This window comes from Agrobacterium sp. 22-3639C2 (assembly GCF_053522105.1).
The window spans coordinates 553,878-577,797 of record NZ_JBNWDB010000001.1; the positions used below are offsets into that span (position 1 = coordinate 553,878).

General features: G+C 58.8%; 22 protein-coding genes. 8 read left to right on the forward strand and 14 right to left on the reverse strand.

Annotation, left to right across the window (positions count from 1 at the left end):
- Positions 1-51 precede the first annotated feature (51 nt).
- From recJ to ACQZ6D_RS02775, 5 genes are all read right to left on the reverse strand, one after another.
- Positions 52-1,860 carry a single-stranded-DNA-specific exonuclease RecJ gene (gene recJ, locus ACQZ6D_RS02755; protein ID WP_083211497.1) on the reverse strand — a complete coding sequence of 603 codons (1,809 nt, stop codon included), beginning with the start codon at positions 1,858-1,860 and terminating at the stop codon, positions 52-54.
- 103 nt (positions 1,861-1,963) lie between these two features.
- Positions 1,964-2,188 carry a hypothetical protein gene (locus ACQZ6D_RS02760; protein WP_448729600.1) on the reverse strand — a complete coding sequence of 75 codons (225 nt, stop codon included), beginning with the start codon at positions 2,186-2,188 and terminating at the stop codon, positions 1,964-1,966.
- Between the two features lie 187 nt (positions 2,189-2,375).
- Positions 2,376-3,686, reverse strand: coding sequence for a homoserine dehydrogenase (locus ACQZ6D_RS02765; protein ID WP_003515377.1), 1,311 nt, complete (start codon positions 3,684-3,686; stop codon positions 2,376-2,378).
- 61 nt (positions 3,687-3,747) lie between these two features.
- Positions 3,748-4,968 carry an LL-diaminopimelate aminotransferase gene (locus ACQZ6D_RS02770; RefSeq protein WP_003515379.1) on the reverse strand — a complete coding sequence of 407 codons (1,221 nt, stop codon included), beginning with the start codon at positions 4,966-4,968 and terminating at the stop codon, positions 3,748-3,750.
- A 300-nt stretch (positions 4,969-5,268) separates the two neighbouring features.
- Complete coding sequence (locus ACQZ6D_RS02775) at positions 5,269-6,228, reverse strand: nucleoside hydrolase (protein ID WP_019566228.1); 960 nt, start codon at positions 6,226-6,228, stop codon at positions 5,269-5,271.
- A 179-nt stretch (positions 6,229-6,407) separates the two neighbouring features.
- Here ACQZ6D_RS02775 and ACQZ6D_RS02780 point away from each other — a divergent pair, with 179 nt between their 5' ends.
- Positions 6,408-7,211, forward strand: coding sequence for a TSUP family transporter (locus ACQZ6D_RS02780; protein ID WP_448729601.1), 804 nt, complete (start codon positions 6,408-6,410; stop codon positions 7,209-7,211).
- A 43-nt stretch (positions 7,212-7,254) separates the two neighbouring features.
- On the opposite strand, the gene ACQZ6D_RS02785 is transcribed toward ACQZ6D_RS02780, so the two are convergent.
- From ACQZ6D_RS02785 to hemN, 8 genes are all read right to left on the reverse strand, one after another.
- The gene (locus ACQZ6D_RS02785; RefSeq protein ID WP_013636202.1) at positions 7,255-7,953 is read right to left on the reverse strand and encodes a hypothetical protein; all 699 of its coding nucleotides are present in this window, start codon (positions 7,951-7,953) and stop codon (positions 7,255-7,257) included.
- Between the two features lie 279 nt (positions 7,954-8,232).
- On the reverse strand, positions 8,233-9,162 hold the full coding sequence (locus tag ACQZ6D_RS02790) for a lipid A biosynthesis lauroyl acyltransferase (RefSeq protein WP_019566226.1): 930 nt from the start codon (positions 9,160-9,162) through the stop codon (positions 8,233-8,235).
- Positions 9,163-9,166: 4 nt separating this feature from the next.
- On the reverse strand, positions 9,167-10,195 hold the full coding sequence (locus ACQZ6D_RS02795; protein ID WP_065702487.1) for a zinc-binding dehydrogenase: 1,029 nt from the start codon (positions 10,193-10,195) through the stop codon (positions 9,167-9,169).
- A gap of 152 nt (positions 10,196-10,347) precedes the next feature.
- Positions 10,348-11,631 carry a beta-ketoacyl-ACP synthase gene (locus ACQZ6D_RS02800; RefSeq protein ID WP_003515389.1) on the reverse strand — a complete coding sequence of 428 codons (1,284 nt, stop codon included), beginning with the start codon at positions 11,629-11,631 and terminating at the stop codon, positions 10,348-10,350.
- Positions 11,632-11,643: 12 nt separating this feature from the next.
- Complete coding sequence (locus ACQZ6D_RS02805) at positions 11,644-12,840, reverse strand: beta-ketoacyl-ACP synthase (protein WP_003515391.1); 1,197 nt, start codon at positions 12,838-12,840, stop codon at positions 11,644-11,646.
- 209 nt (positions 12,841-13,049) lie between these two features.
- The gene (locus ACQZ6D_RS02810; protein WP_003515392.1) at positions 13,050-13,529 is read right to left on the reverse strand and encodes a hotdog family protein; all 480 of its coding nucleotides are present in this window, start codon (positions 13,527-13,529) and stop codon (positions 13,050-13,052) included.
- Between the two features lie 89 nt (positions 13,530-13,618).
- Positions 13,619-13,903, reverse strand: a complete 285-nt coding sequence (locus ACQZ6D_RS02815; RefSeq protein WP_019566223.1) for an acyl carrier protein — start codon at positions 13,901-13,903, stop codon at positions 13,619-13,621.
- Between the two features lie 114 nt (positions 13,904-14,017).
- Positions 14,018-15,367 carry an oxygen-independent coproporphyrinogen III oxidase gene (gene hemN / locus ACQZ6D_RS02820; RefSeq protein WP_115063116.1) on the reverse strand — a complete coding sequence of 450 codons (1,350 nt, stop codon included), beginning with the start codon at positions 15,365-15,367 and terminating at the stop codon, positions 14,018-14,020.
- A 212-nt stretch (positions 15,368-15,579) separates the two neighbouring features.
- On the opposite strand from hemN, the gene fnrN reads away from it, so the two are divergent.
- Positions 15,580-16,305, forward strand: a complete 726-nt coding sequence (fnrN, locus tag ACQZ6D_RS02825; RefSeq protein WP_003515395.1) for a transcriptional regulator FnrN — start codon at positions 15,580-15,582, stop codon at positions 16,303-16,305.
- A gap of 384 nt (positions 16,306-16,689) precedes the next feature.
- On the opposite strand, the gene ACQZ6D_RS02830 is transcribed toward fnrN, so the two are convergent.
- On the reverse strand, positions 16,690-17,112 hold the full coding sequence (locus tag ACQZ6D_RS02830; RefSeq protein WP_003515396.1) for a hypothetical protein: 423 nt from the start codon (positions 17,110-17,112) through the stop codon (positions 16,690-16,692).
- A gap of 138 nt (positions 17,113-17,250) precedes the next feature.
- Between ACQZ6D_RS02830 and ACQZ6D_RS02835 the strand changes: the two genes are divergently transcribed.
- The 6 genes from ACQZ6D_RS02835 (at position 17,251) to ACQZ6D_RS02860 (ending at position 23,893) form a co-directional block, all read left to right on the forward strand.
- Positions 17,251-19,110 carry a PHA/PHB synthase family protein gene (locus tag ACQZ6D_RS02835; protein ID WP_019566220.1) on the forward strand — a complete coding sequence of 620 codons (1,860 nt, stop codon included), beginning with the start codon at positions 17,251-17,253 and terminating at the stop codon, positions 19,108-19,110.
- Positions 19,111-19,140: 30 nt separating this feature from the next.
- Complete coding sequence (gene sfsA / locus ACQZ6D_RS02840) at positions 19,141-19,860, forward strand: DNA/RNA nuclease SfsA (RefSeq protein WP_019566219.1); 720 nt, start codon at positions 19,141-19,143, stop codon at positions 19,858-19,860.
- Between the two features lie 31 nt (positions 19,861-19,891).
- The gene (gene map, locus ACQZ6D_RS02845; protein WP_025593534.1) at positions 19,892-20,725 is read left to right on the forward strand and encodes a type I methionyl aminopeptidase; all 834 of its coding nucleotides are present in this window, start codon (positions 19,892-19,894) and stop codon (positions 20,723-20,725) included.
- Between the two features lie 12 nt (positions 20,726-20,737).
- Complete coding sequence (gene radC / locus ACQZ6D_RS02850) at positions 20,738-21,583, forward strand: RadC family protein (RefSeq protein WP_013636211.1); 846 nt, start codon at positions 20,738-20,740, stop codon at positions 21,581-21,583.
- A 146-nt stretch (positions 21,584-21,729) separates the two neighbouring features.
- Entirely contained in the window at positions 21,730-22,152 is a 423-nt protein-coding gene (locus tag ACQZ6D_RS02855; protein ID WP_003515401.1) for a TadE/TadG family type IV pilus assembly protein, read from the forward strand.
- 1 nt (position 22,153) lies between these two features.
- Positions 22,154-23,893 (forward strand): TadG family pilus assembly protein, encoded by a 1,740-nt coding sequence (locus ACQZ6D_RS02860; RefSeq protein ID WP_065702482.1) that lies wholly within the window; start codon positions 22,154-22,156, stop codon positions 23,891-23,893.
- The last annotated feature ends 27 nt before the right edge of the window (positions 23,894-23,920 follow it).

Below are 23,920 nucleotides of genomic sequence, written 5' to 3' on the forward strand. Positions count from 1 at the left end.
GGCCGTCCTTCAGCTTTTCCCGTAAAATCAAGTCTCGATCTGTGCCGACTGTCAGGGCGCGAAAGCCGCGTCCAGAACACGCAGCTGCACACGCCTCTGGCCCTGCCAGAGATCGGCACCCACGGTGCCTGCCACGTGGATGGACCTGCCACGCGCATTCAGCAGCATCTGCCCCAGAGGGGCCTCTGCGGCGCGGAATGCGATGCCGTCCAGCCGTGAACCATCCATGGCCTCCAGCGTGATCTTGACGTGTGAGGTGCCGACCAGACGCACATCACGCAGCCGGTGGGCAGGTACGGCAAAAATGGGCTGAGAATGGCCGGAGCCATAAGGACCAGCCTGTTCCAGCTGATCGACAAGCTGCAGGGTCGCGCCAGACGCGCCAATCGCACCGTCGATCTTCAGCACGCTGCTTTCCACCAGCTCGCTCACCGTCTTTGCGGCAGCTTCTTCGAAGAAGGTTCGGAGTTTGCCGAGATTGGCGCGTTCCACCGTCAGGCCCGCGGCCATGGCGTGACCGCCACCCTTGACCAGCAGGCCGGCATCCACAGCGGCGCGGACCATTCTGCCCATATCGAAACCATTGATCGAGCGGCCGGAGCCTGTACCCTTGCCAGAGGGATCGAAAGCGATGGCAAAGGCCGGGCGGCGGAAACGGTCCTTGAGGCGTGAGGCGAGCAGTCCAACGATGCCAGGATGCCAGTTTTCCCGTGCGGTAACGATGACGCCAGCGCCAGACCCGTCGCCATACTCATAAAGCGCTTCCGCTTCGGCTTCCGCCAGCATCACGGCTTCCATCGCCTGTCGCTCGCGGTTCAGCTCATCCAGCTTTTCGGCAATCACGTCCGCCTGTGACGAGTCGTCGAGTGTAAGCAGACGGCTACCCAGTGCGGCATCGCCAATACGGCCACCGGCATTTATTCGTGGCCCGATCAGGAAACCGAAATGATAAGGTGTCACCGGCCCGCCCAACCCCGCCTTTCTGAACAGCGCCGCCAGCCCGGCATTGTTCATATGGCGCGCGGCAATCAACCCCTTTACCACATAGGCGCGGTTCAGCCCCTTCAAGGGCACCACGTCGCATACGGTTGCGAGTGCGACTATATCCAGCAGCGCCAGCAGATCGATCGTGAACGCCTGTCTGTTGCGCCTGTCCTTCAACAGCCTGAGGGTGGCGACCAGAACCAGAAACACCACGCCTGCGGCGCAGAGATGCCCCTGCCCCGAAAGATCGTCTTCGCGGTTGGGATTGACCAGCGCCACCGCCGGCGGCAGTTCCGAACCGACCTGGTGGTGATCGATCACCACCACATCTGTTCCCGCATCCTTTGCGGCATTCAGAGATTCATGGCTGGTGGAGCCGCAATCGACCGTCACGATCAGGGTCGCGCCATTGGCGGCAAGCTGCTGCATCGCCGCCGGGTTCGGCCCATAACCCTCGAAAATACGATCTGGAATATAGATTTCCGGCGTCAGCCCGAAATGCGCGAGAAACCGATACATCAGCGCGGAAGACGCGGCGCCATCGACGTCATAATCGCCGAAGATCGCCACCTTCTCGCCGGTCTCGATGGCATGGACCAGCCTTTCGGCAGCCTTTTCGCAATCTGTCAGCACATGCGGGTCGGGCATCAATGAGCGAATGGTCGGATCGAGGAAAGCGAGAGCCTCATCCACCCCCACCCCTCGCCCGGCCAGCACCCGGGCAATCAGTTCGGGAATAGCATGGATCTGGGACATGGCCAGCGCACGGTTCTGTGCGGCCTGATCCAGCCGCGAAACCCAACGTTGGTCTGTCGCCGACCGCTCCACGCTTAGAAATGCGCGGACCACCGTATCGGCCGGCTCCATCATTGCCATCCTGTCCATCGTCCTGTCATGCGAATGCGTATCCGCGCCTTGTCATGACAACGGGCTAAATGGCGATGGCGCCTTTTTCAAGCAAAAACGCCCGTATGAGGTTTCACACCGAGAAAATCGAGAAAAACGGGCTGACGATCGATACCGCGCCGACCAGCAGCAACAGGGAAAACACCGCAAGTGAACACCAGTTGCGCTCATATTCGGCAATATCGAATTCCATGCCTCGAATATTGTCGTTGGCATTGTGAGGCCGCGCCCGATGATGGGCGGCCAGAAAGCTTTCGCGCTTACTGTCCTTGAAAAGGATAATCGATGTCACAGCCACGCCTCCCTCGCTTGGTAACATGATTAACCATAGAGCCGAATCGCGTTGTTTTCCAGCGGTTCTGAGGCGATCCCCTCAAATTTTATGGCGGCTTATCCGGTGGTCGCCAAAACGGGTTTCGGGAGAAAAAAGACCGCGCCTCCATGTGGTGGCGCGGCCCTCAAATTCAGAAAAATCGTAAAGCGTCTCAGGTCCGCTCGATGCGGATAACCTGCGGTTCGCTGACCAGATATTTCTCGTTCTTGATCGCCTTGACGGCCTTGCGGATCGCATCTTCCATCGTCGCGTGGGTCACGAGGATAATCGTCTGCGGCGCGCCTTCCACATGCACGCGCTGGCGCTGCACGATGGATTCCAGCGAGATGTTGTTATCCGCCATGCGGGTAGCGATGGAAGCGAAGACGCCCGCCTGGTCCTTCACCGTCAGCCGGATGAAATAGCCGCCTTCATGGCTCTTCATCTTGGCGCGACGATAATCGGTCAGCGACTTCGCTGGACGGCCGAGCACCGGAACCTGCTGGGCACCGGGACGGCTCTTGGCGATATCGGCGATGTCACCGAGCACGGCAGACGCCGTGGCGTTGCCACCCGCACCTGGGCCAACCATTAGAAGTTCGCCAAGAATATCGGACTCGATCGCCACCGCATTGGTGACGCCATCAACCTGCGCAATAACGGAATCGAGCGGCACCATGGTCGGATGCACCCGCTGCTCGATACCGGATTCGGTCACCTGCGCAACGCCGAGAAGCTTGATGCGATAACCGAGCTCGGCGGCCGCCTGAATGTCCTCGCTGGAGATGTTGGTGATGCCTTCGAGATAGATGTCGTCGGCCGAAATCTTGTTGCCGAAGGCAAGCGTCGTCAGAATGGCGAGCTTGTGGGCGGTGTCGTTACCCTCGATATCGAAGGCCGGATCGGCTTCGGCATAACCCAGCCGCTGCGCTTCTTTCAAACAAACCTCGAACGACAGCCCTTCCTTCTCCATCTTGGTCAGGATGTAGTTGCAGGTGCCGTTCATGATACCGTAGATGCGCGACACATTGTTGCCGGTGAGAGATTCACGCAGCGCCTTGATGACGGGAATACCGCCGGCCACAGCCGCTTCGAAATTGAGAAGCGCACCCTTGTCTTCGGCAATCGTCGCCAGCTCGACGCCGTGCTTGGCAAGCAGCGCCTTGTTGGCTGTCACCACATGGAGACCGCGCGAAAGTGCCGCGCGCACAGCTTTTTCCGCCTGGCCGGAAGCACCGCCGACCAGCTCCACCAACACGTCGATATCGGCTTCGTTGGCAAGCTGCTCCGGCGTATCGAACCAGGTAATACCCTTGAGATCGATGCCGCGGTCACGCGAACGGTCGCGCGCGCTCACTGCAATAATCTCAATCGCGCGTCCGCAGGTAATCGCAAGTTCGTTGCTTCTCTGCTGGAGGATGCGCACGAGCGAAGCGCCGACAGTGCCGAGCCCCGCTATGCCGATTCTCAATGAATCTGCCATGGGTATGTTCCTGATTTGCTGGTGATGGTGACGGCCGGGGCCCGGCCGCCTTCGGTTGCCCTTATCTGTGGGCATTGAGCGAAACGACATTGTGCATCGTTTCGTCAGCACTCGACAGGAAACGCTTCAGATTGCGCGCTGCCTGACGAATTCGATGCTCGTTTTCAACGAGCGCGAGGCGGACGTAATCATCGCCCATTTCGCCGAAGCCGATGCCGGGAGCAACGGCAATGTCTGCCTTCTCAACCAGAAGCTTGGAAAACTCCAGGCTGCCGAGATGGCGGAACTTTTCCGGGATCTTCGCCCAGGCGAACATCGTTGCCGCCGGCGGTGGAACTTCGAAGCCCGCCTTGCCGAACGTATCGACCATGACGTCGCGACGGCGGCGATAAACGCTGCGTACTTCCGCGATGTCGGAGCCGTCGCCGTTCAGCGCGTGCGTCGCCGCAACCTGGATCGGCGTGAAGGCACCGTAATCGAGATAGGACTTCACGCGGGTCAGCGCCGCGATCAGCCGCTCGTTTCCAACGGCAAAGCCCATGCGCCAGCCGGGCATGGAGAAGGTCTTCGACATGGAGGTGAATTCCACCGCAACGTCGATTGCACCGGGAACTTCGAGAACCGAAGGCGGCGGATTGTTGTCGTCGAAATAGATTTCCGAATAGGCAAGGTCGGAAAGCACGATGATTTCGTGCTTCTTCGCAAATGCGATCACGTCCTTGTAGAAATCGAGCGAGGCAACGTGCGCCGTCGGGTTCGACGGATAGTTGACGATCAGCGCCAGCGGCTTCGGAATGGAGTGGCGCACCGCCCGCTCCAGAGGCCCGAAGAAGCTCTCGTCCGGCTCCACATTCATGGAACGGATAACGCCGCCCGCCATCAGGAAGCCGAAAGCGTGGATCGGATAGGTGGGGTTCGGACACAGGATCACGTCACCAGGCGCGGTGATGGCCTGCGCCATATTGGCGAAACCTTCCTTGGAACCAAGGGTCGCGACGACCTGCGTATCGGGGTTCAGCTTCACGCCGAACCGGCGGGCATAATAACCAGCCTGCGCGCGGCGAAGGCCGGGAATGCCCTTGGACGAGGAATAGCGATGGGTGCGAGGGTCCTGAACGACTTCGCACAGCTTGTCGACGATCGCCTTGGGGGTCGGAAGGTCGGGATTGCCCATGCCGAGATCGATGATATCGGCCCCGGCCGCTCGCGCGCTCGCTTTCAAACGGTTGACCTGTTCGAAGACGTATTGCGGCAGACGCCGGACCTTATGAAACTCTTCCATCACTTTCCTCATGGAAATGGACCGGTTCTGCCGGCCCATAACGAAGTTCGTTCTTGTTGTTAAACGCCGCCGACACGAACCGATCCGGCGGGCGCTATTCATTGTACCGCAAAGCACAAGAAAACCTACAGCGGTTTTCTCGGTCCACGCGGCATCGCGATCATCCGCCTTGTGGCTCCGGCGCGGCCTTTTCAGACCACAGGCATGTCGAATTGCGCAATGTAATCAGGAAACCTGCATAACGCCAGATTCTTGGAAATTGCAAGGCAGACCATGCTCAAGAACGGCCATTCCGGCCGTTCAGTCGCGCTCGCCCTTCACAATTGCCGCGCGAATGACGGAAAGCACCCGCTCCGGCTTGATATCGGTGCAGATGAGCTGGCTCGGATGCCCGTCCCAGTCGCCCGGCGGAAAGGCGCGGCCATCCGGCTTCTGAATGGTCTGGCCATCGGCAAGCCCGCCGCAGACGACGCGTATAGGGCCGCTGCGGGTCTCGAACAGTTCGGGCGCAACAAGGTAAACGCAGGCGCAGCTGTCATGCACCACCATGCCATCGCCGGTGCGGGTCTTGTAGAAATCGATGTAGAATTGCGACAGATCGGAAAGCAGCTGCACCGGCTTGCCGCCCGCCTCTGCCATCTCGGCCATGAAGGCGCTGGTCATCACCGTTTTCGTCGTCACGTCCAGGCCGACGACGACCACGCGCCAGGGCGCGGTGAAGACGAGATCGGCCGCTTCCGGATCACCGTGAATATTGGCCTCGGCCGCCGGCGACACATTGCCGTTGATATCGAAGGCGCCGCCCATGACGATCACCTGCTTCACCAACGCCGCAAAATCCGGCTCTTCGCGCAGCGCCAAGGCCAGATTGGTCATGCGACCAACAGCGATCAGCGTCACCTCGCCGGGATTGGCCTTGACCGTCTCGATAATAAAGCGATGCGCGGGACGCGGATCGAGCGGCAGATCGATGGTCTCTGGAATATCGATATCGCCGAGACCGTTTTCGCCATGGATGAAAGTCGGCCAGTGGCCTTCCTTGCGGGCCGGATCGAAGGTCACGCCCGCACCTTTCGCTACCGGCGCCGTCATCTGCCATTCCCGTTTCAGGAAGAGCGCATTGCGAGTTGTGATATCGATGGGCGCGTTGCCGAAGACGGTGGTGACGCCGATCAGATCGATATCGGGGTGACGGTGCAGGAAAAGAAGCGCCATGGCATCATCTACACCGGGGTCCGTATCGAATATCACTTTATGCATAATGCCCTCATCCTGATGTCTCGTCATCGCCGCGTCTGGCGGTGCGCCACGGAAACATACCCATAAGCGGCAACACCGCAATCCCCCTGCCCGTCCCGGATCGGAGAGAAAAATATTGCGTGGCGATCTTTTCGGTGAAAGAAGAGGCCCTCTCCCTTAAGCCCGTCTGGACATGCCAAGTGCAAGACATCGCCCTCAACGTTTTTCTCGTTCTTTTCTGCGTCGCCATCTTTGCCGGATTTATCGATTCCATCGCCGGTGGCGGCGGTCTCATCACCATCCCGGCCATGCTGATCATGGGAATTCCGCCGCTCGATACGCTCGGCACCAACAAGCTGCAATCGCAGTTCGGCTCGGCGTCGGCCACCATTGCCTATGCCCGCCGCGGCCATGTCGATCTGAGGGAACAATTGCCGATGGCGATCATGGCGATGATCGGCGGCGGGCTCGGTGCTTTCACCGCCGCCTTCGTGCCGTCAGACCTCCTGCGTACCATCATGCCCTTCCTGCTGATCGCGATTGCCCTGTATTTCGCCTTCAAGCCGCAGCTCAGTGATATCGACAGCCATCGCCGCATCACGCCTTTCGTGTTCGGCCTCACCGCCGCACCGCTCGTGGGTTTCTATGATGGCGTTTTCGGCCCCGGCGCGGGTTCCTTTTACATGCTTGCCTTCGTGGGGCTTGCCGGCTTCGGCATGCTGAAGGCAACCGCCCATACCAAGCTTCTGAACCTGGGTTCGAACTTCGGCGGCTTTGTTGTTTTTGCGGCTGGAGGCGCGGTTCTCTGGAAGCTTGGCATCGCCATGGGCATCGGCCAGTTCGTCGGCGCGCAGATCGGATCGCGGTTTGCGATGAAAAACGGCGCGAAGATCATCCGCCCGCTTTTGGTTCTTTCCTGTCTGGCAATGGCGACGAAGCTTCTTGCGGATGCATCATCCGCATGGTCAATCGCCACGATCTGGGAAACCATCTTCCCGAAATGACAGGAAAAGGACACGGCTCGACGCTTGCGTTCGAACCGTGAATTTATGCCGTGGCGCGACGGCGCCTGCGATCGGCGATTTCGCGGATGACCACCATTGCGCCAACCAGCTTGTAGTTGGAGGAATAGCAGGGCGACATTTCCAGCGATTTTACGATCGTATGGCCGTCATGATCTTCGGCATAGGTGTATTTCGACGTACCGCCCTTGAAGCAATTGTCGAGCCTCTCCCGCAGATCGTTCTGAAAACGGTGCACTCCGACAAGCTCGGCGATATGACATCCCAAAGGCCCTTCCGGCGTATTGCGCGGAAAAGCATCGATACCATTGGAGAATGACACCCGATAACCGGGAGAAACGACGACCACCGGCTCGTCGAGGTCGTTCAGCATATCCTCATCGAGAATGAGATGGCGGTGATGCCACTCCAGGATGTCCTCGTCCTCGTCGCCGATCACCTTTGCCTTGAGCGGCATGCCGACATAGCGGTCGACCAGCGTTCTCAAAAGATCGGAATTGCGCTGCACGCAGCCGAGATCTTCCGCCTCGTGATTAAGGAGGTCGATGGCGAAACGGAATTGCTCACGAATGTCCTCGGAACTGCCGGTCTTACGCCCGATGACCCGATCAAGCAGCAGCTCCAGTTCACGCTCCAGCACTGCGATCTTGTCGGCCTCGTTCTTACCAACCGCTGATTGCAGTTCCGTATAACGCAGCCAGAACAGCTCAATCAAATCTTTCAACCCAACTCTCCCTGAACGGGCAAACAGCCCGCTCCCAATCCGAATGGATAGACACTTATCCCCTCATTGTAGCGTCTGTGCATTAAAAAATGACGTAACGACACGCAGGACCGCCGCAGGGATTAATCTCTAAAATATCATAGCTACTGCTATTTTTTCAATTTCGATTATCCATGAACGAAAAATAAGGTTCCACTAATAAGTAAAAATACTTAAAAACGCAATTTTACGGCCGAATTCTGTAAAAAATCACTAGAAATTCGGCCGCGCTGCAAATAATCAGATCTGGTGTTTAACGTCCCAACGGTCGTGATACCACAGCCATTGTTCGGGATATTCGCGGACCCAGCTTTCCACCTTGTCATTCAAAAGCTGCGCCGTCGCCTGAATATCGACATTTCCTTTTTCATCGCGCGGAATTTCAACCCTCGGCTCTATTTCCAGCCGGTAGCGGTTATCAGGCAGACGCACGCAACGGGCGGGATAGACATCGCAATTGAACTGCCGCACCAGCTTGGCAAGAAGCGGGTTGGTGCGCACCTCATGGCCAAAGAACTTCGTCGTCAAGCCTTTGCCGAACTTCTGGTCGACGAGCACGCCGACACCGCCGCCCCTTTCCAGCTGCCGCGCAAGCGCGAAGGAAGAGCCGGCATGCGACGGCACGAGATTGCCCATGCGTTCCTTGCGGAACTTGAACACCTTGTCGGCCACGAAAGGATTATTCGGCGGCCGGAACAGCACCGTCACATCCAGACCGAAGGCAGAACTGGCCACCGGCAACAATTCGAAATTGCCGCTATGGGCAGTAAATACGATGAAGGGCCGCGGGTTGTCGCGAAGCTCGATAAAGGTCGAAATACCCTCGACCCGGATACGGCCCGGCTCGCTATTTTCCGGATCGAAATCGAACAGCCTGTCGAGAAAGACATATTCCGCCGCAAGCCGCCCCATGCTGCCCCAGCTGTCCATTGCGATGGTAAGCCGCTCCTCTTCGGATTTCTCCGGAAAGGCGCGCGCCAGATTGTAGAGCATCAGCTTGTGGCGGCCAGTTTTCGGCCCCACGAAGCGCGCCAGCCTGTCTGCAGCGCGAATTCCCGCGTCAGCTGGAAATATCTTCAGCAGATTGAGAAGGCCGAAGGCAAACGTCGCAATCAGCCATTGCCGGAAATGGTCCAGCTTCAGGACGATCCGCGTAATGAACAGTTTCAAGGCGTCAATCCATCCGCAGAACGATTTTGCCGAATACCTGGCGCGTTTCCATGCGCTCCAGCGCCCGGTCGATATCCTCGAAGGTGACTTCTGTGTCGATAACAGGATGAACGATGCCGCGCGCCATCTTCTGCATGGCGTTGGCCATGTTTTCCATGCGGCAACCGAAGGAGCCGAGCAGCTTCAGCTGCTGCTGGAACAGCATCATCAGGTTGATATCGGTCGATACGCCTGAGGTTGAGCCGCAGGTGACGAGACGGCCGCCACGCTTCAGCGAGAACATCGATCCCGCCCAGGTGTCTTTGCCGACATGCTCGAACACCACGTCTACACCCTTCTTTTTCGTCAGCTTTCGCACGACGCCTTCGAAACGGTCGGTCCGGTAGTTGATGACGTGATCGGCACCCAGGGCCTTCGCCCGTTCGATCTTGTCGTCGGAGCCGACGGTGGTGATGACGGTGCAGCCCATCTTCTTGGCCAGCTGGATCGCCGCCGTGCCGATACCGGAACCGCCGGCATGCACGAGGATCGTTTCGGCCGATTCCAGCTTGGCATTGTCAAACAGCATGTGCTCGACCGTGCCGAAGGTCACAGGCGCCAGAGCCGCGCCGATGGCATCGACGCCATGCGGCGCCGGAACGAGCTGGCGGGCGGGAATATTGATCTTTTCCTGCGCAAAGCCGTCGAGATGGAAACCGTGCACGCCCTGAACATGTTCACAAAGATTGTCACGGCCTTCACGGCACGGCTTGCAGATCCCGCAGGTGCGCGCGCCGTAGATCGCGACGAGCTGGCCAGGCAGCACATTCGAAACGCCCGGGCCAATGGCCTCCACTACGCCCGAAGCCTCAGCACCGATGGTCAGCGGCATCTTGCGCTTGGCAAAAGCCATGCCGCGCCAGCCCCAGACGTCGATGTGGTTCAGCGCCACGGCCTTGATGCGCAGCGTCACCTCGCCCGGACCTGGTGCATCGGGTTCAGGCAGGTCCACTTTTTCGAGCTTCCGGTCGTCCACGAGTTGAAGAGCGCGCATGTTTTTAGTCCTTCGCCCGGAGGCGTCTATCTCAAGAGTAATTCCAGCAAAACTCTGTAACGGTTTTGCGGTCGGAATGTGTAGTCACACCAGCGAGAGCGTTCCCGGGCTTCGTTCAGGCCGGAAACGCCCCTGTCTTCTGGCGGAACCGGTTAAGCCGGTTCACGCGTCATGACAAGGCTGGCATTCTGCCCGCCGAACCCGAAGGAGTTGGAAAGCACGGCATTGACCGTCGCGTCCCGCTTCACATTTGGCACCACATCGAGCGAAATGGTCGGATCGGGGTTGTTGTAGTTGATCGTCGGCGGCAGGGTGCCGGTCAGCATGGTCTGTAACGAGAACACCGCCTCCACAGCACCGGCCGCCGTCAGCGTATGGCCGATCATCGACTTGTTGGATGACAGCGGAATGTCTTTCAGGCCTTCGCCGAAGACGGCAAGCATCGAGCCATATTCCATCTTGTCGTTTTCCGGCGTCGAGGTGCCGTGGGCGTTGATGTAGCCGATATCGCTTTCAGCAACACCCGCATCCGCAAGTGCGGCGCGGATCGTCGCGATCGCCGGGCCGCCATCTGGCGAGGAACGCGTGCGGTGGAAGCTGTCGGCCTTCTCGCCGGCGCCCTTGATGATGCCGAGAACCTTCGCGCCGCGCGCAATTGCCGATTCCAGCGATTCCAGCACCAGCGTTGCCGCACCTTCGGCGATCACGAAACCGTCGCGGTCCTTGCTGAACGGCTTGGATGCCTTTTCCGGCGGCTCATTCTGGGTCGACAGCGCCGAAAGAAGCGAAAAGCGGATCAGCGCTTCGGCGCTGACCGAACCGTCTGTAGCAACCGTCAGCGCGCGCTCAGTGCGGCCCTGGCGGATAGCCTCGACACCAAGCTGGATTGCGGTCGCGCCGGATGCACAGGCCGTCGAGAGCGTGACCGGCAGGCCGCGTGTACCAAAGCGGTCCGAAAGACGCTCCGAAATCGCGCCGAAAAGAGCCGCTTCCTGAAACGCCGGGTCCGGACGTTGACGGAAAGCCGTCAGGAACCGTTCATAGGCATCACCCGGCTGGGCGGCCGGCGGAGACCGGTCGGCAAGCTCGAAACGCGCGCTCCATTCCGGCTCGATCGGTGGTGCAGCCAGAAACAGCGGGCCATCGAAATCGCCCGATATGCCGGCCTGCGCCAAAGCCTCAATGGTTGTCTCGCGTGCAAAGGCATAAGAGCGCTCGACGGAATTCGGAACCGGGATGTCGATGAAATCGACGGTGCCGCTGATCCTTGTAGAAAGCCCCTCCGTCGGGAAGCGGGTAATCTTGTGGATGCCCGACTTGCCCGCAGTCAGAGCCGCCCAGTTATCGGCAAGACCCTGCCCGAGCGATGTGATGATGCCCATACCGGTGACTGCAACGATCGGGCGACCGAGATGATCCTTGAAGTTGGAAGTCATGGTCTTTTCTCCTCACACGTCACGGGACAGAACGGCGACACCTTCGCCGCGAACATGGCCGACGGTGGTGACGACCGCTTCGCTGGCCGCCTCGCCCATAGGCTTTTCCGCGGCGCCATCGAAAGTAGGAACCTTCGCGCCGCTTTCAAGCGTCAGGGCAGCAAGCGCCAGCCCAAGCGGGAACTGTGCTTCAAGTCCATGGCCGGTGATACCGCCGAAACCGCGAATGACGGCCTGCGGCAAAGCTTTTTCGAGAATATTCTTTTCACGCTGCGTCACGGCGTCGTAACCGCTCGCACCGGAAAACACGACGGTCGCAGCACTGTCCTTTGCAGGGGCAAGCAGCCGTTCCATGCGCTTTTCCATCTTGCCGTCATCACGGCTACCACGATCGCCCTCGATGGCGTCGATGCGGGCATAGATGCGTGCGCCGCGTTCACTGGCGTGCTTGCGCGATTCCAGCACCAGGAAGGCTCCCAGCGAACCGGAAATCATGCCGCCGCCGTCCTGGCCGCCACGCGACCAAAGCGGCTGCCAATCGCCCTGCGCATGCGCGCCGATCGCTTCAAACAGCAGGATCATGTCCGGGCGCTCGGCCGAGAAGGCGCCGCCCACCAGGGCGTGGCTGGATTCGCCGGAACGGATACGGTGAAACGCAGTCTCGACTGCGGAAATGCCGGCTGCTTCCTCGCCCATGAAGGTACGGGAGGACCCTGTGACCTTGTGAACGATGGAAATGTTACCGGCCATCAGATTGGAAAGCTGGGCGAGAAACAGGGTCGGACGCAATTCCGTCGTTAGCTTCTCGTTGAGCAGCACTTCGCGGTCGTTGCGCTTCAGCGCCTCATCGACAATCAGCGTATCGACATTGATGTCGCGCTCGCCACCGCCGGCAGCCACGATCATGTCCATGGTAGCGCAGGCTTCCGGGTTTTCCTTCAGCCCTGCATCATCAAGCGCGAGGCCGGCGGCAAAAACGCCGAGACGCTGCCAGTTTTCCATCTGGCGCTGGTCGCCGCGCTTGGCAATCTGCGTGGACCAGTCGATCTCCGGCATGGGATGAACCGGATAGGGTTTGAACTTTTCGGTCTCGATCACCGTTGCCGGCGCCGCAGTTCCCGAAAGAAGCGCAAGATGCGCCTGGCTGCCGACGCCGTGACAGGTCACGATGCCGACCCCGGTTATCACCACATCATTGTCAGATTTCATCGTCTGTCATCCTTTGCAGCCTGACCCATTGAAGCGGTCACGGCTATCCAACAGCGGTCGCAAACGACCACTCCATGCGTTGCGGAATAAAGCGCGCGATGCGGATTGGCAATGGTGAAGGCCCGATCCGCCAGCACAAGCCCACGATTTTCGTGAATCAAAACCGGGTCTAGGGGAAAAATGCCGTCTCCCGGCATCAGCGGAAGCGCTTATTTTTGCGCATCCGCGACAATCGCCGCCATCAGGCCGACTTCCTCGGCCCGCTTCCTGACGATAGGCGCGAGCGGAATTTCGCTGAAAGGCATTGTCCTGAGCTTCAGCTGCGCATCGCAGACCTTCTTGCCTTCGCAAGTGATCTTCGCCTTGGTGACTGCAAAACCCGAACCGTCATGTTCCAGCACCGCCTCGATATCGAGAACCGCGCCCGGCTCCACGAAGGTGCGCATCTTGGCGCCGTCAACCGACATCAGGAAGGGCATGGCGGAAAAATCGCTGAACGCCAGAACCATCATGCCGGAAGCCTGCGCCATGGTCTCGATCAGAAGCACGCCCGGAACCAGCGGCATGCCGGGGAAATGTCCCTCGAAAACCGGGCTTTTGTCGGGAACGACAGACCGCGCCTTCAATGTGCGCGTCGCCATGTCCACGGCTTCGACCTTGTCGATCATCTGAAAATATTCAAGCAGCATCCGTCCGGCCCGTTTCTGGTCGGTTACGACCCGTCCCTGAAGGTCAGGTCCAGAAAAAGAAATGCCCGCTCGAAGCGGGCATTATCGCCTCAGCCCTTGGCTGCGCGCAATTCGTCGATCTTGGCACAGAGGTTCTTCAGCACGAAATATTCTTCGGTGGTAACCTTGCCTTCGTTGACTTCCTGCGTCCACTGCTCGAGCGGAATCTTGATACCGAATTCCTTGTCGATGGCGAAAACGATATCCAGAAAGTCGAGGCTGTCGATGCCCAGATCGTCGATCGTGTGGCTTTCCGGCGTAATGGTTTCGCGGTCGATTTCGCTGGTTTCGGCGATAATGTCGGCAACCTTGTCGAATGTAGCTGTCACGCCCATAATCCTTATTGTCGTTCGTATTAAATATCCTGTCTGACGCACCACATAGGCAAGTCGCACAAAAAAGCCAATGGTTTCGTGACGTAACTTTGAAATTTGCCTTGAAACTGTTGCCTAAACAGCAACCGAATGACGGCCGCGTCCGCTGCCGAGATAGGCGTCGAAGGTTGCCGCAATATGACGGACAAAGGGTTTTCCCGCCTCTGTCACGGCAAAAACATCGCCATCCATCCGCACCACACCGTCCCTGTCGCCGCCAGCGAAAAGCTGCGCCTCCATGCTGACGGAATGGCTGGCCCTGCCGAAACGCCGCTTCAAATCGCCCAGATCGAGCAAAAAATCGCACATCAGCCGCTCGATGACATAGGAGCGCAGGTGATCGTCCTCGGACAATTCTATTCCCTTTAGAACCGCGAAACCACCATCGCCCACCATCCGCTGATATTCCCCCGTCGCCACCATGTTCTGCACGTAGCCCTGGGGCAACCGGCCGATCGCGGATGCACCAAGCCCGATCAGGGCATCAGCCGTGTCAGTGGTGTAGCCCTGAAAATTCCGCCGCAGCTCCCCCGTCTCGACCGCGCGGCTCAGAGTGTCGGCGGGCTTGGCGAAGTGATCGATCCCGATTGCCCTGTAACCCGCCTTGCCGAGCATATCCGCCGCCATCGTCATCTGGCGGTAGCGCTCGGCAATATCTGGCAATGCCTGCTCAGGGATCAGCGACTGGTGTTTTTTCATCCACGGAACATGCGCATAACCGAACAGCGCGATCCGGTCGGGGTCGAGTGAGATGATCTGGTCAACCGTCTGTTGCAATGTCTCGCAGGTCTGGAACGGCAGGCCATAGAGAATGTCGCAATTGACCGAGTGAACGCCCCTTGCCCGCACGGCATCTACCACCGATTCCGTCTGCTCGAAGGTCTGAATCCGGTTGATGGTTTTTTGCACTTTGTCATCAAAGTCCTGCACACCGAGGCTCGCGCGCGTCATGCCGATGACGGCAAGCGCGTCATAGCGACTTTCGTCAAGATCGTTCGGGTCCATTTCCACGCTGATTTCGGGCGCCAGACCAAAGGTGAAATGGCGTCTTAGACAGTCCATCAGGCCCATCATGTCTTCAGGCCTCAGCATAGTGGGAGAACCGCCGCCAAAATGCACCGCGCTGACCACTGCATCGGGGGAAACAAGCGAGCCGACGGCTGCTATCTCCCGCCTAAGTGCCTCAAGATAAACGGCAATCGGCTCGTATTTCAGCGTGTGCTTGGTGTGGCAGGCACAGAACCAGCACAGCCGGTCGCAATAGGGAATATGCAGGTAAAGCGATATCCGGTTCCGGTGGCCAAGCTCGCCGAGCCAGCGGCGATAGGTGCCATTATCGATTCCCTCGTGAAAGTGCGGCGCGGTAGGATAGCTCGTGTAACGCGGCACGGCGCCCGAATATTTGCGAAGAAGTTCGGTATTCATCCCCGGATTTGCCTTTTATCAAGAAAATGTCGATTTCCTCCCCTTCAGTAACGGCTGCGACAGTTTGCAACTTTGACTTCAATCAAATTGCACCTTAAGTTCTTGCTAAAGTAGACGCGGGGGCGACGACTACGCGGCGCAAGCCTTCGAAAAGACCGGATTTTACACCTGCGGTCGCATTCGTCCCTTAAAGCCAGCATCGGAAAAGGCTGATGGACACGCTACAGAAGACCATCCACAATTCGGAATATCCCGTCGTATGCCGCTCCTGCGAGGCGCGTCACGGTGGTCTTTGCAGCACGTTGACGCCGCAGCAGCTCTGCGACCTCAACCGTCATTCCAGCCGTAAGAAGCTGGAAGCGGGCAACGAGCTGCTTGCCCAGGGGGAGCTCGTCAGCTCCTACGGCAACATTCTCAACGGCGTGGTGAAGCTCTCGAAGATGATGTCGGATGGCCGCCAGCAGATCGTCGGCCTGCAATTTGCACCGGATTTTCTCGGCCGCCCGTTCATGGCGGAAAGCAAGATGACGGCGGAAGCCGCAACCGATGTGGAAATCTGCCTGTTCCCGCGCCGTATCGTCGACCGCATGGTTTCCGAAGTGCCGGATATGGAACGCAAGCTTCACAGCCAGTCTCTGAAGGAACTGGATGAGGCGCGCGACTGGATGCTGACACTTGGCCGAAAATCGGCACAGGAAAAGGTTGCCAGCTTCCTTTATATGATCGCCACGCATATCGATCCGGAAAAGGACGATAAATCAACGTTCGACCTGCCGCTATCGCGCGCAGATATAGCCGATTTCCTTGGTCTCACCATCGAAACAGTTAGCCGGCAAATGACTAAGCTGCGCAAGGAAGGCACGATCAGCATCGAGAACAACCGTCATATTACAGTGCCGGACCTCGATATGCTCAGCGAAGCCGCCGGAAACGACTGACCGGCGTTTTTCAACTTTTCATCGTCCCTGAGGCGCTGACGTTCCGATGTTGATGTACGGCGCCCGCGCCTGCGCGGGTGCGAGCGCAAAACCGGCAAGAACCAGCAAAGCAGCGATGCATCTCATGATATTTCATCCTGTCTACCGCTTTTTCAGCGGCCTGTTTGTTATGACCGCATCATAGGCGGCAAAGCGCATCCATCCGCTTAACATCTTCAGTAAGCAGATGGTTCAAATGCAGGGTAAATAAGGGGTTATGAGAGCGGCTTGGTACAGAATGAAGCACAAGGATTGCCGTTATCCTCGGCCTTGTGCCGAGCGAATCCCGAGATCCACAGGTTGTCGATTCTCGGTAAAGGCCCCAGAACGACGAACGGAAGAACCTTACTGCGTAACAGGCGTCGCAACCGGCTTCTGGTTTTCGCCAAGCGCCCGCAATTCCGCGACTCGGCGTTTGTATTCAGCTTCCGAAATCTGGCCGTTGCGGCGTGCAGCACCCAGGCGCGACAGGTTCGATTCCATTTTGGACGCTTCATCATCCCCCATCTGGCTGCCGGCAGCCGTAATAGGCGCTGAAAAGCTTGGATAGGTGCCGGTATCGCGTCTCTGGCTCACCACATTGTCGCTGACGGGGCGCGGGCCGACGATTTGGGCTTGCGGGTGGGGCATATGGGCCGGTGCGACGATCGGTGCCGGGGTCTTGCAGGCGGCAAGTACTGTAACGAGCATGGCGCCGGAAAGCGAAAGAAGGGCGATCCTTCCAGCGTTTTCCGCAAATCTTCCCCATGTACCCATGTGCTTGCCCATCGTCATGTTCCGCCTGTAAGGATATCGCCGATATCGAATTCGACTGCGGTTCGGCTCTTCGTGGCCTCCCCTTGCTGGTGGAACTTGTATTCGTTTTCATGCAGAATGTGCAAACACAAATTTGGTGGAGGACAGCGCATGGCAGGTGTTGACGGCGGGGCAGAGAAAAAGGGTGGCAAAACGCCCGGTTTCGACGCCACATCCGCCGAGGCTTACCTGATCCGCGACCCGGAAGCCTTTGCGGTCAACATCGCCCGCGCGCTGGAAAACCTCGGCAAAGCCGCGTCCGAATGGCTGGCACCCCGCGAACGCGGTGAAATTCCGCAGACCAGCGCCGATCCGATGACCGACCTCGTCAAGACGCTGTCCGACGTCGCCGAATATTGGATGGCTGAACCGAAGCGCTCACTCGAAGCCCAGACCCATCTGCTTTCCAGCTATTTCGATCTGTGGACAAAATCGGTGGCACAGTTTTCGGAAGATGCCGATTCCCGCTCGGAAAAGGCCGCGGAGACCGGCCCGGCAGAGCGAAAGAACAGGCGTTTTGCCGACGCGGACTGGCAGGCCAATCCGTTTTTCGATTTTCTCCTCAAAGCCTATCAGACTACCGTCGGTTTTGCCGACCGGATGGTTATGGAAGCCGAAGGGCTGGACGAGCACACCCGCACCAAGGCGTTGTTTTACATGCGCCAGATGACGGAAGCCCTCTCGCCGGCCAACTTCGTCTTCACCAATCCGCAGGTCTTCCGCGAGACGGTCGCGTCCAGCGGGGCCAATCTCGTCAAGGGCATGGCACAGCTTGCCGAAGATGTCGCGGCCGGCCACGGCCATCTGAAACTGCGCCAGACCGATTACAGCAAATTCGTCATCGGCCAGAACATCGCCATCACATCAGGCAAGGTGGTTGCCAAAAGCCCGCTCTGCGAGATCATCCATTACGCGCCGACGACGAAAAAGGCCCTCAAACGGCCGCTGCTCATCGTGCCGCCATGGATCAACAAATTTTATATCCTCGATCTCAACCCACAGAAATCCTTCGTTAAATGGTGTCTCGATCAGGGTCACAGCGTGTTCATGGTCTCGTGGATCAACCCGGACGCCAGGCTGGCCGACAAGGGCTGGGAGGACTATATCCGCGAAGGTATCGATTTCGCCCTCGACACGATCGAGGAGCAAACCGACGAAAAAGAGATCAACGCCATCGGCTATTGCGTCGGCGGCACGCTTTTGTCTTCGGCTCTGGCATTGCATGCGCAGGAAGGCAATGAGCGCATTCGCAGCGCCACACTTCTCGCCGCCCAGACGGATTTCATCCATGCGGGCGACCTCAAGGTCTTCATCGACGAAGGCCAGCTCGCCGCGCTCGACAGGCACATGCAGGCCGTCGGTTATCTCGATGGCTCGATCATGGCCACAGTCTTCAACATGCTGCGCGCCTCCGATCTTATCTGGCCCTATATGGTCGATAATTATCTGCGCGGCACGGAACCCCTGCCCTTCGATCTCCTCTACTGGAATTCCGATTCTACCCGGGTGACCGCTGCCTGCCATTCCTTCTATCTGCGCAATTGTTATCTCGACAACAATCTCGCCCGCGGGCTGATGCGCGTGGCGGACAAGCGGATCAACCTCGGCGACATAAAAATCCCCGTCTATGATCTCGCAACCCGCGACGACCATATCGCGCCAGCGAAATCGGTCTTCACGGGGGCGGCACTGTTCGGCGGCCCCGTGGAATTCGTGCTCGGCGCTTCCGGCCACATAGCGGGTGTGGTCAATCCGCCGCAATCCGAAAAATACCAATATTGGACAGGCGCATCACCATCCGGAGACTTCGATGCCTGGCAGGCCGCAGCCACGGCCCACAAGGGATCATGGTGGGTGCACTGGCAAAACTGGATCGAAAGCCAGAATGGCGAAAAGGTAAAGGCAAGGGCGCCGGGAGACGGCAACCGACCAGTGCTCGGCGATGCCCCCGGAACCTACGTCCTGTCCTGACCAGCCCCCACCTCTCATCTTTCAGGCCACATGCTCTTCACGCCCCCACTCGTTCCCGCCACGCTGATCGCCCGCTACAAGCGTTTCCTCTTCGACGCTGTTCTGGAGGACGGCACGGCGATTACAGGCTCCTGCCCCAATACCGGCTCCATGCGCGGATTGACCACGCCCGGCTCGCGTATCTGGCTGTCCGAGCATGACAGCCCAACCCGCAAGTACCGGCATATGCTGGAAATGGTCGAGGCCGATGGCACCGTGGTCGGCATCAATACCGGCATGCCGAACCGGCTGGCGGAAGAAGCGATCTTCAATGGCCGCATCCCGCAGCTTGCCGGCTATTCGACGATCCGGCGCGAGCAGAAATACGGCCGCAATTCCCGCATCGATTTCCTGCTTTCCGAAATTGGGCGGCCGGATGCCTATGTGGAAGTAAAAAACGTGCATTTCATGCGCGAAAAAGGTCTGGCCGAATTCCCTGATACCGCCACCAAACGCGGCGCCAAACATCTGGAGGAGCTGGGCGACGCAGCAGAGGCCGGTCACCGCGCGGTGATGCTCTATCTCATTCAGCGCAACGATTGCGACCAGATGCGCATCTGCGATGATCTGGATCCGGTCTATGCGCTGGCGTTTCAGCGGGCCATGTCGCGCGGCGTGGAGGCCTATGCGGTGAAATGCGACGTTTCCCCGGCACAAATTTCAGTCACGGGAACGGTTAAGATGGACGAATGGCGTCCGGCTGTTTTATGAACAGGGACGTAAAGAGACAGAAAGCACTATGATGGTCACCTATATCGACGCAGCCTCCGCCCCCCTCAAGAATACCGGCGTCATCCGCCTTTATACCCCTGAGGATTTCGACGGGATGCGCAAGGCGTGCCAGCTGACGGCGCGTTGCCTCGACGAACTGGCGGCAATCGTCAAGCCGGGTGTGACGACTGACGCCATCGACCGTTTCGTCTTCGAGTTCGGCGCCGACCATGGCGCTTTGCCGGCAACACTGAATTACCGCGGTTATACCAAGTCCGTCTGCACCTCTATCAACCATGTGGTCTGCCACGGCATTCCGGACGCAAAGCCGCTGCGCGAAGGCGAAATCGTCAATATCGACGTGACCTATATTCTGGACGGCTGGCACGGCGATTCGAGCCGCATGTATCCGGTCGGCACGATCAAGCGCGCGGCTGAACGTCTGATGGAAGTGACCTATGAATGCCTGATGCTCGGCATCGCGGCAGTGAAACCGGGTGCGCGCACCGGCGCGATCGGCGCGGCTATTCAGGCCTATGCCGAGGCGGAACGTTGCTCGGTGGTGCGTGATTTCTGCGGCCACGGCGTTGGACGTCTGTTCCACGACACCCCCAATATCCTGCACTACGGCCGCCCGGACGAAGGCCCGGAGATTCGCGAGGGCATGATCTTCACCATCGAGCCGATGATCAACCTCGGCAAGCCGCATGTGAAGGTGCTCTCCGATGGCTGGACGGCAGTCACGCGCGACCGCTCCCTTTCCGCACAATACGAACATGCGGTCGGCGTAACCGCGACCGGTTGCGAAATCTTCACACTGTCGCCGGGCGGCTTTGACCGTCCGGGCCTGCCGCCACTCGCATAAGGCCAGACCGCCATGGCAAAACGCCCTGCCCCGCCTTCCGCCGATCTTCCATCGACCTCCGGCTTTCAGGCGGGAAACGGCGATCTGTTCGACGGAACGGATGAGCGCGGCTTCTTTGCCGAACCGCGAAGTGCGGTGAAGAAGACCTCGGAACACCCCGCAGCCGTTGCGGAGCCGGAAGCGGAGATCGCACACTATCACGGCCATCGGGACAGGCTGCGGGCGCGTTATCGCGACGGCGGCGATACCGCCCTTGCCGATTACGAACTGCTGGAGCTTCTGCTTTTCCGGCTGATACCGAGGCGTGATACCAAACCCATCGCCAAAGCGTTGATCGCCCGCTTTGGTACCCTTGGCGGGGTGCTCGGCGCGCCGCTGCCGCTGTTGCAGGAGGTGAAGGGCGTGGGTGAGGCCGTGGCGCTCGATCTGAAGCTCGTCGCCTCCGTTTCCCAGCGCATGCTGAAGGGCGAAATCCGCAACAAGCAGATTCTCGGCTCCTGGTCTTCCGTCATCGACTATTGCCATGCCGCCATGGCCCATGAAACCCGCGAACAATTCCGCATCCTGTTCCTCGACAAGCGCAACGTCCTGATCGCCGACGAGGTGCAGGGTCAGGGAACCGTGGACCACACGCCGGTTTACCCGCGCGAAGTGGTGCGCCGCGCCCTCGAACTTTCCTCTACAGCTTTGATTTTAATACATAATCATCCGAGTGGAGACCCTACCCCCTCGCGTGCCGATATCGAGATGACCAAAACCATCATCGATACGGCAAAGCCGCTGGGGATAGCAGTGCACGACCACATCATCATCGGCAAAGACGGCCACGCCAGCTTCAAAGGGCTTCGGCTGATCTGAAATCCATGGGTATCAACGCGAAGGCCTTTCCCGGCCTGCAACCCATAAGAGCGACATCAATACAAAATTAACACCTATAAATTAGCATTTCCGAAAATAAGAATAAAGGCATCTGACTTTGGTGCCTGAAGAAACGGGGGTGCTTTATGCGTAATGGAGTGCATTTCCTTCGTGATCGATCCGGCTCGTCCGCTGTCGAGTTCGCCATCGTCGCGCCGATTTTCTTTCTCGTCCTGCTGACAATGATTGCCTACGGTATCTACCTGATGGCCGCCTATTCTGTGCAGCAGATCGCCGCCGACGCGGCAAGGACGGCAGTTGCCGGACTGAATACGACCGAGCGCCAGCAGCTGGCCCGTGATTTCGTCACCAAAAGTGACCTCAGCTACGCCTTCATGGACAAGACGCGTTTCACGGTCAACGTCGCCACCGATCCCGCCAATGCCAACCAATTCACGGTCAAGGTGGAATATGACGCCCGTGATCTGCCGATCTGGAGCCTCTACAGCTACACCCTGCCAGAGCCGGTCATTCGGCGTTTTTCCACAATCCGGATCGGAGGAGCATGACATGCAAAATATCTCTTCTTTGCTTCCCCGTTTCCTGAAGGATCGCACAGGCAACATCGCCATCTCGGCCGGGCTTACCGCACCGCTTTTCATCGGCATATTGGCGCTTGGCGTCGACTATGGCTATCTGACCCTGCAGAAGCGGCAATTGCAGCAGACCGCCGATCTTGCGGCCATATCAGCGGCGGCCAATGCCGCTGATCCCGAAAAGGCGGTCCAGCAATATTTCGCCCTCAACGGCATGAATCTCGGGGTCAAGACACCGAATGGCCTCTTGACCGTGGACGGTCTTCAACCTTTCGACCCCTTGAACGAATTTGCCAAGAGCAACGGTTATGCCGAAGTCGTCAAAGGTCACTATGAGCCGGACGCGACCCTGCCTGTCGGCCAGCGTTTCGTCGAAAATGCACTTCCCACCAATGCGATGAAAGTGAATATCGTCGAAAAGGGTCAGATATTCTTTGCTTCCGCCTTCACCACGCCGCCCAAGATTTCCGCGGCCGGAACGGCCTCATCCCAAAAGATCGCGGCATTTTCGGTGGGCTCGCGACTGGCGAGCCTCGATGAAGGCATTTTGAACAGCCTGCTCGGCGGCCTGCTCGGCACCACGGTCTCGCTCAAGGTTATGGATTACCAGGCGCTTGTGGCTGCTGATGTCAACGCGCTGCATGTCGTCGAAGCGCTGGCTGTCGATCTCAACCTGACAGCCAGCACCTACAAGGATGTCCTGAAGACGGAAATCACCTACGGCAAATTCCTGGACGCGCTGACGAAGACCACCGGCCTGCAGCCGGCTGTGGCCAACATTCTGAAGACGCTGGCAAAAACCGCTAACAAGAGCAACATCAAGCTCAAGCTTGAAGAAATCCTCAATCTCGGCCCGTTCTCGGACAAGCTGATCGGTAGCGGCGAAAACCTCAAGGTCACCGCAGGCGTCTTCGATCTTCTCAACGCCGCTGCCGTGGCAGGCAATGGCGGCAACCAGCTGGCGCTCAACCTCAACGCCAATCTTCTCGGTCTCGCCTCGGTCAAGACGACGCTCGCCATCGGTGAGCCACCCGTCGAAACGCCGTCGCTTGCCGTCGGCGGCCAGGGCACGGTGGTGCGCACCGCACAAACCCGTCTGGCGGTCAGTGTCGTGGTTGACGGGCTTCAGGCGATTGCCGGTCTGAAGGTCAATATTCCGCTCTATGTGGAAGTCGCCCATGCCGAAGCGCGGCTCGCCGACATTCGCTGCACGGGCGGCGGACAGGGTACGGTCGATGTCGAAGTCGTTCCCGGCGTCGCAGAAATCGCGCTTGGCAATGTCGATACCACGGCCTTTGCCAATTTCGGCAAGGATCCGCGCGTCACCAAGACGGCGATCGTGGATTCGGCCCTGCTCGCCATCAATGGCAGCGCCCTCATCAATGCCACGAACATGACGAAGACCAAGCTGACCTTTACCCAGTCGGATATCACCCAGGCCAAGATCAAGAGTGTTTCCACCAAGGATACCGTTACCACTCTTGTCAGTTCACTGCTGAAGAACCTCAATCTGGATATCAGGCTTCTCTTCCTTAATATCGATCTGGGAGGTCTGGCGGGCATCCAGTCAGCGCTTGCCAACACGCTCGCGGCAGTCACGGCGCCCGTGGATCAGCTGCTCTACAACGTGCTGCTGGTACTCGGCGTCAAGATCGGCGAAGCCGATGTGCGCGTCACCGACGTTCGCTGCCAGCAGCCGGCACTCGTCCAGTAATCAGGCCGACAACCATAAAAAAAGCCG

Coding starts and splice junctions, on each gene's coding strand:
- ACQZ6D_RS02765 (WP_003515377.1), bottom strand. CDS start 3,686: ATGGCAGATTCATTGAGAATCGGCATAGCGGGGCTCGGCACTGTCGGC.
- ACQZ6D_RS02810 (WP_003515392.1), bottom strand. CDS start 13,529: ATGCTGCTTGAATATTTTCAGATGATCGACAAGGTCGAAGCCGTGGAC.
- hemN (WP_115063116.1), bottom strand. CDS start 15,367: ATGAATACCGAACTTCTTCGCAAATATTCGGGCGCCGTGCCGCGTTAC.
- ACQZ6D_RS02800 (WP_003515389.1), bottom strand. CDS start 11,631: ATGACTTCCAACTTCAAGGATCATCTCGGTCGCCCGATCGTTGCAGTC.
- ACQZ6D_RS02835 (WP_019566220.1), top strand. CDS start 17,251: ATGGCAGGTGTTGACGGCGGGGCAGAGAAAAAGGGTGGCAAAACGCCC.
- radC (WP_013636211.1), top strand. CDS start 20,738: ATGGCAAAACGCCCTGCCCCGCCTTCCGCCGATCTTCCATCGACCTCC.
- ACQZ6D_RS02770 (WP_003515379.1), bottom strand. CDS start 4,968: ATGGAAGAGTTTCATAAGGTCCGGCGTCTGCCGCAATACGTCTTCGAA.
- fnrN (WP_003515395.1), top strand. CDS start 15,580: ATGGACACGCTACAGAAGACCATCCACAATTCGGAATATCCCGTCGTA.
- ACQZ6D_RS02815 (WP_019566223.1), bottom strand. CDS start 13,903: ATGGGCGTGACAGCTACATTCGACAAGGTTGCCGACATTATCGCCGAA.
- sfsA (WP_019566219.1), top strand. CDS start 19,141: ATGCTCTTCACGCCCCCACTCGTTCCCGCCACGCTGATCGCCCGCTAC.
- ACQZ6D_RS02805 (WP_003515391.1), bottom strand. CDS start 12,840: ATGAAATCTGACAATGATGTGGTGATAACCGGGGTCGGCATCGTGACC.
- map (WP_025593534.1), top strand. CDS start 19,892: ATGGTCACCTATATCGACGCAGCCTCCGCCCCCCTCAAGAATACCGGC.
- ACQZ6D_RS02855 (WP_003515401.1), top strand. CDS start 21,730: ATGCGTAATGGAGTGCATTTCCTTCGTGATCGATCCGGCTCGTCCGCT.
- recJ (WP_083211497.1), bottom strand. CDS start 1,860: ATGGCAATGATGGAGCCGGCCGATACGGTGGTCCGCGCATTTCTAAGC.
- ACQZ6D_RS02795 (WP_065702487.1), bottom strand. CDS start 10,195: ATGCGCGCTCTTCAACTCGTGGACGACCGGAAGCTCGAAAAAGTGGAC.
- ACQZ6D_RS02860 (WP_065702482.1), top strand. CDS start 22,154: ATGCAAAATATCTCTTCTTTGCTTCCCCGTTTCCTGAAGGATCGCACA.
- ACQZ6D_RS02830 (WP_003515396.1), bottom strand. CDS start 17,112: ATGGGCAAGCACATGGGTACATGGGGAAGATTTGCGGAAAACGCTGGA.
- ACQZ6D_RS02775 (WP_019566228.1), bottom strand. CDS start 6,228: ATGCATAAAGTGATATTCGATACGGACCCCGGTGTAGATGATGCCATG.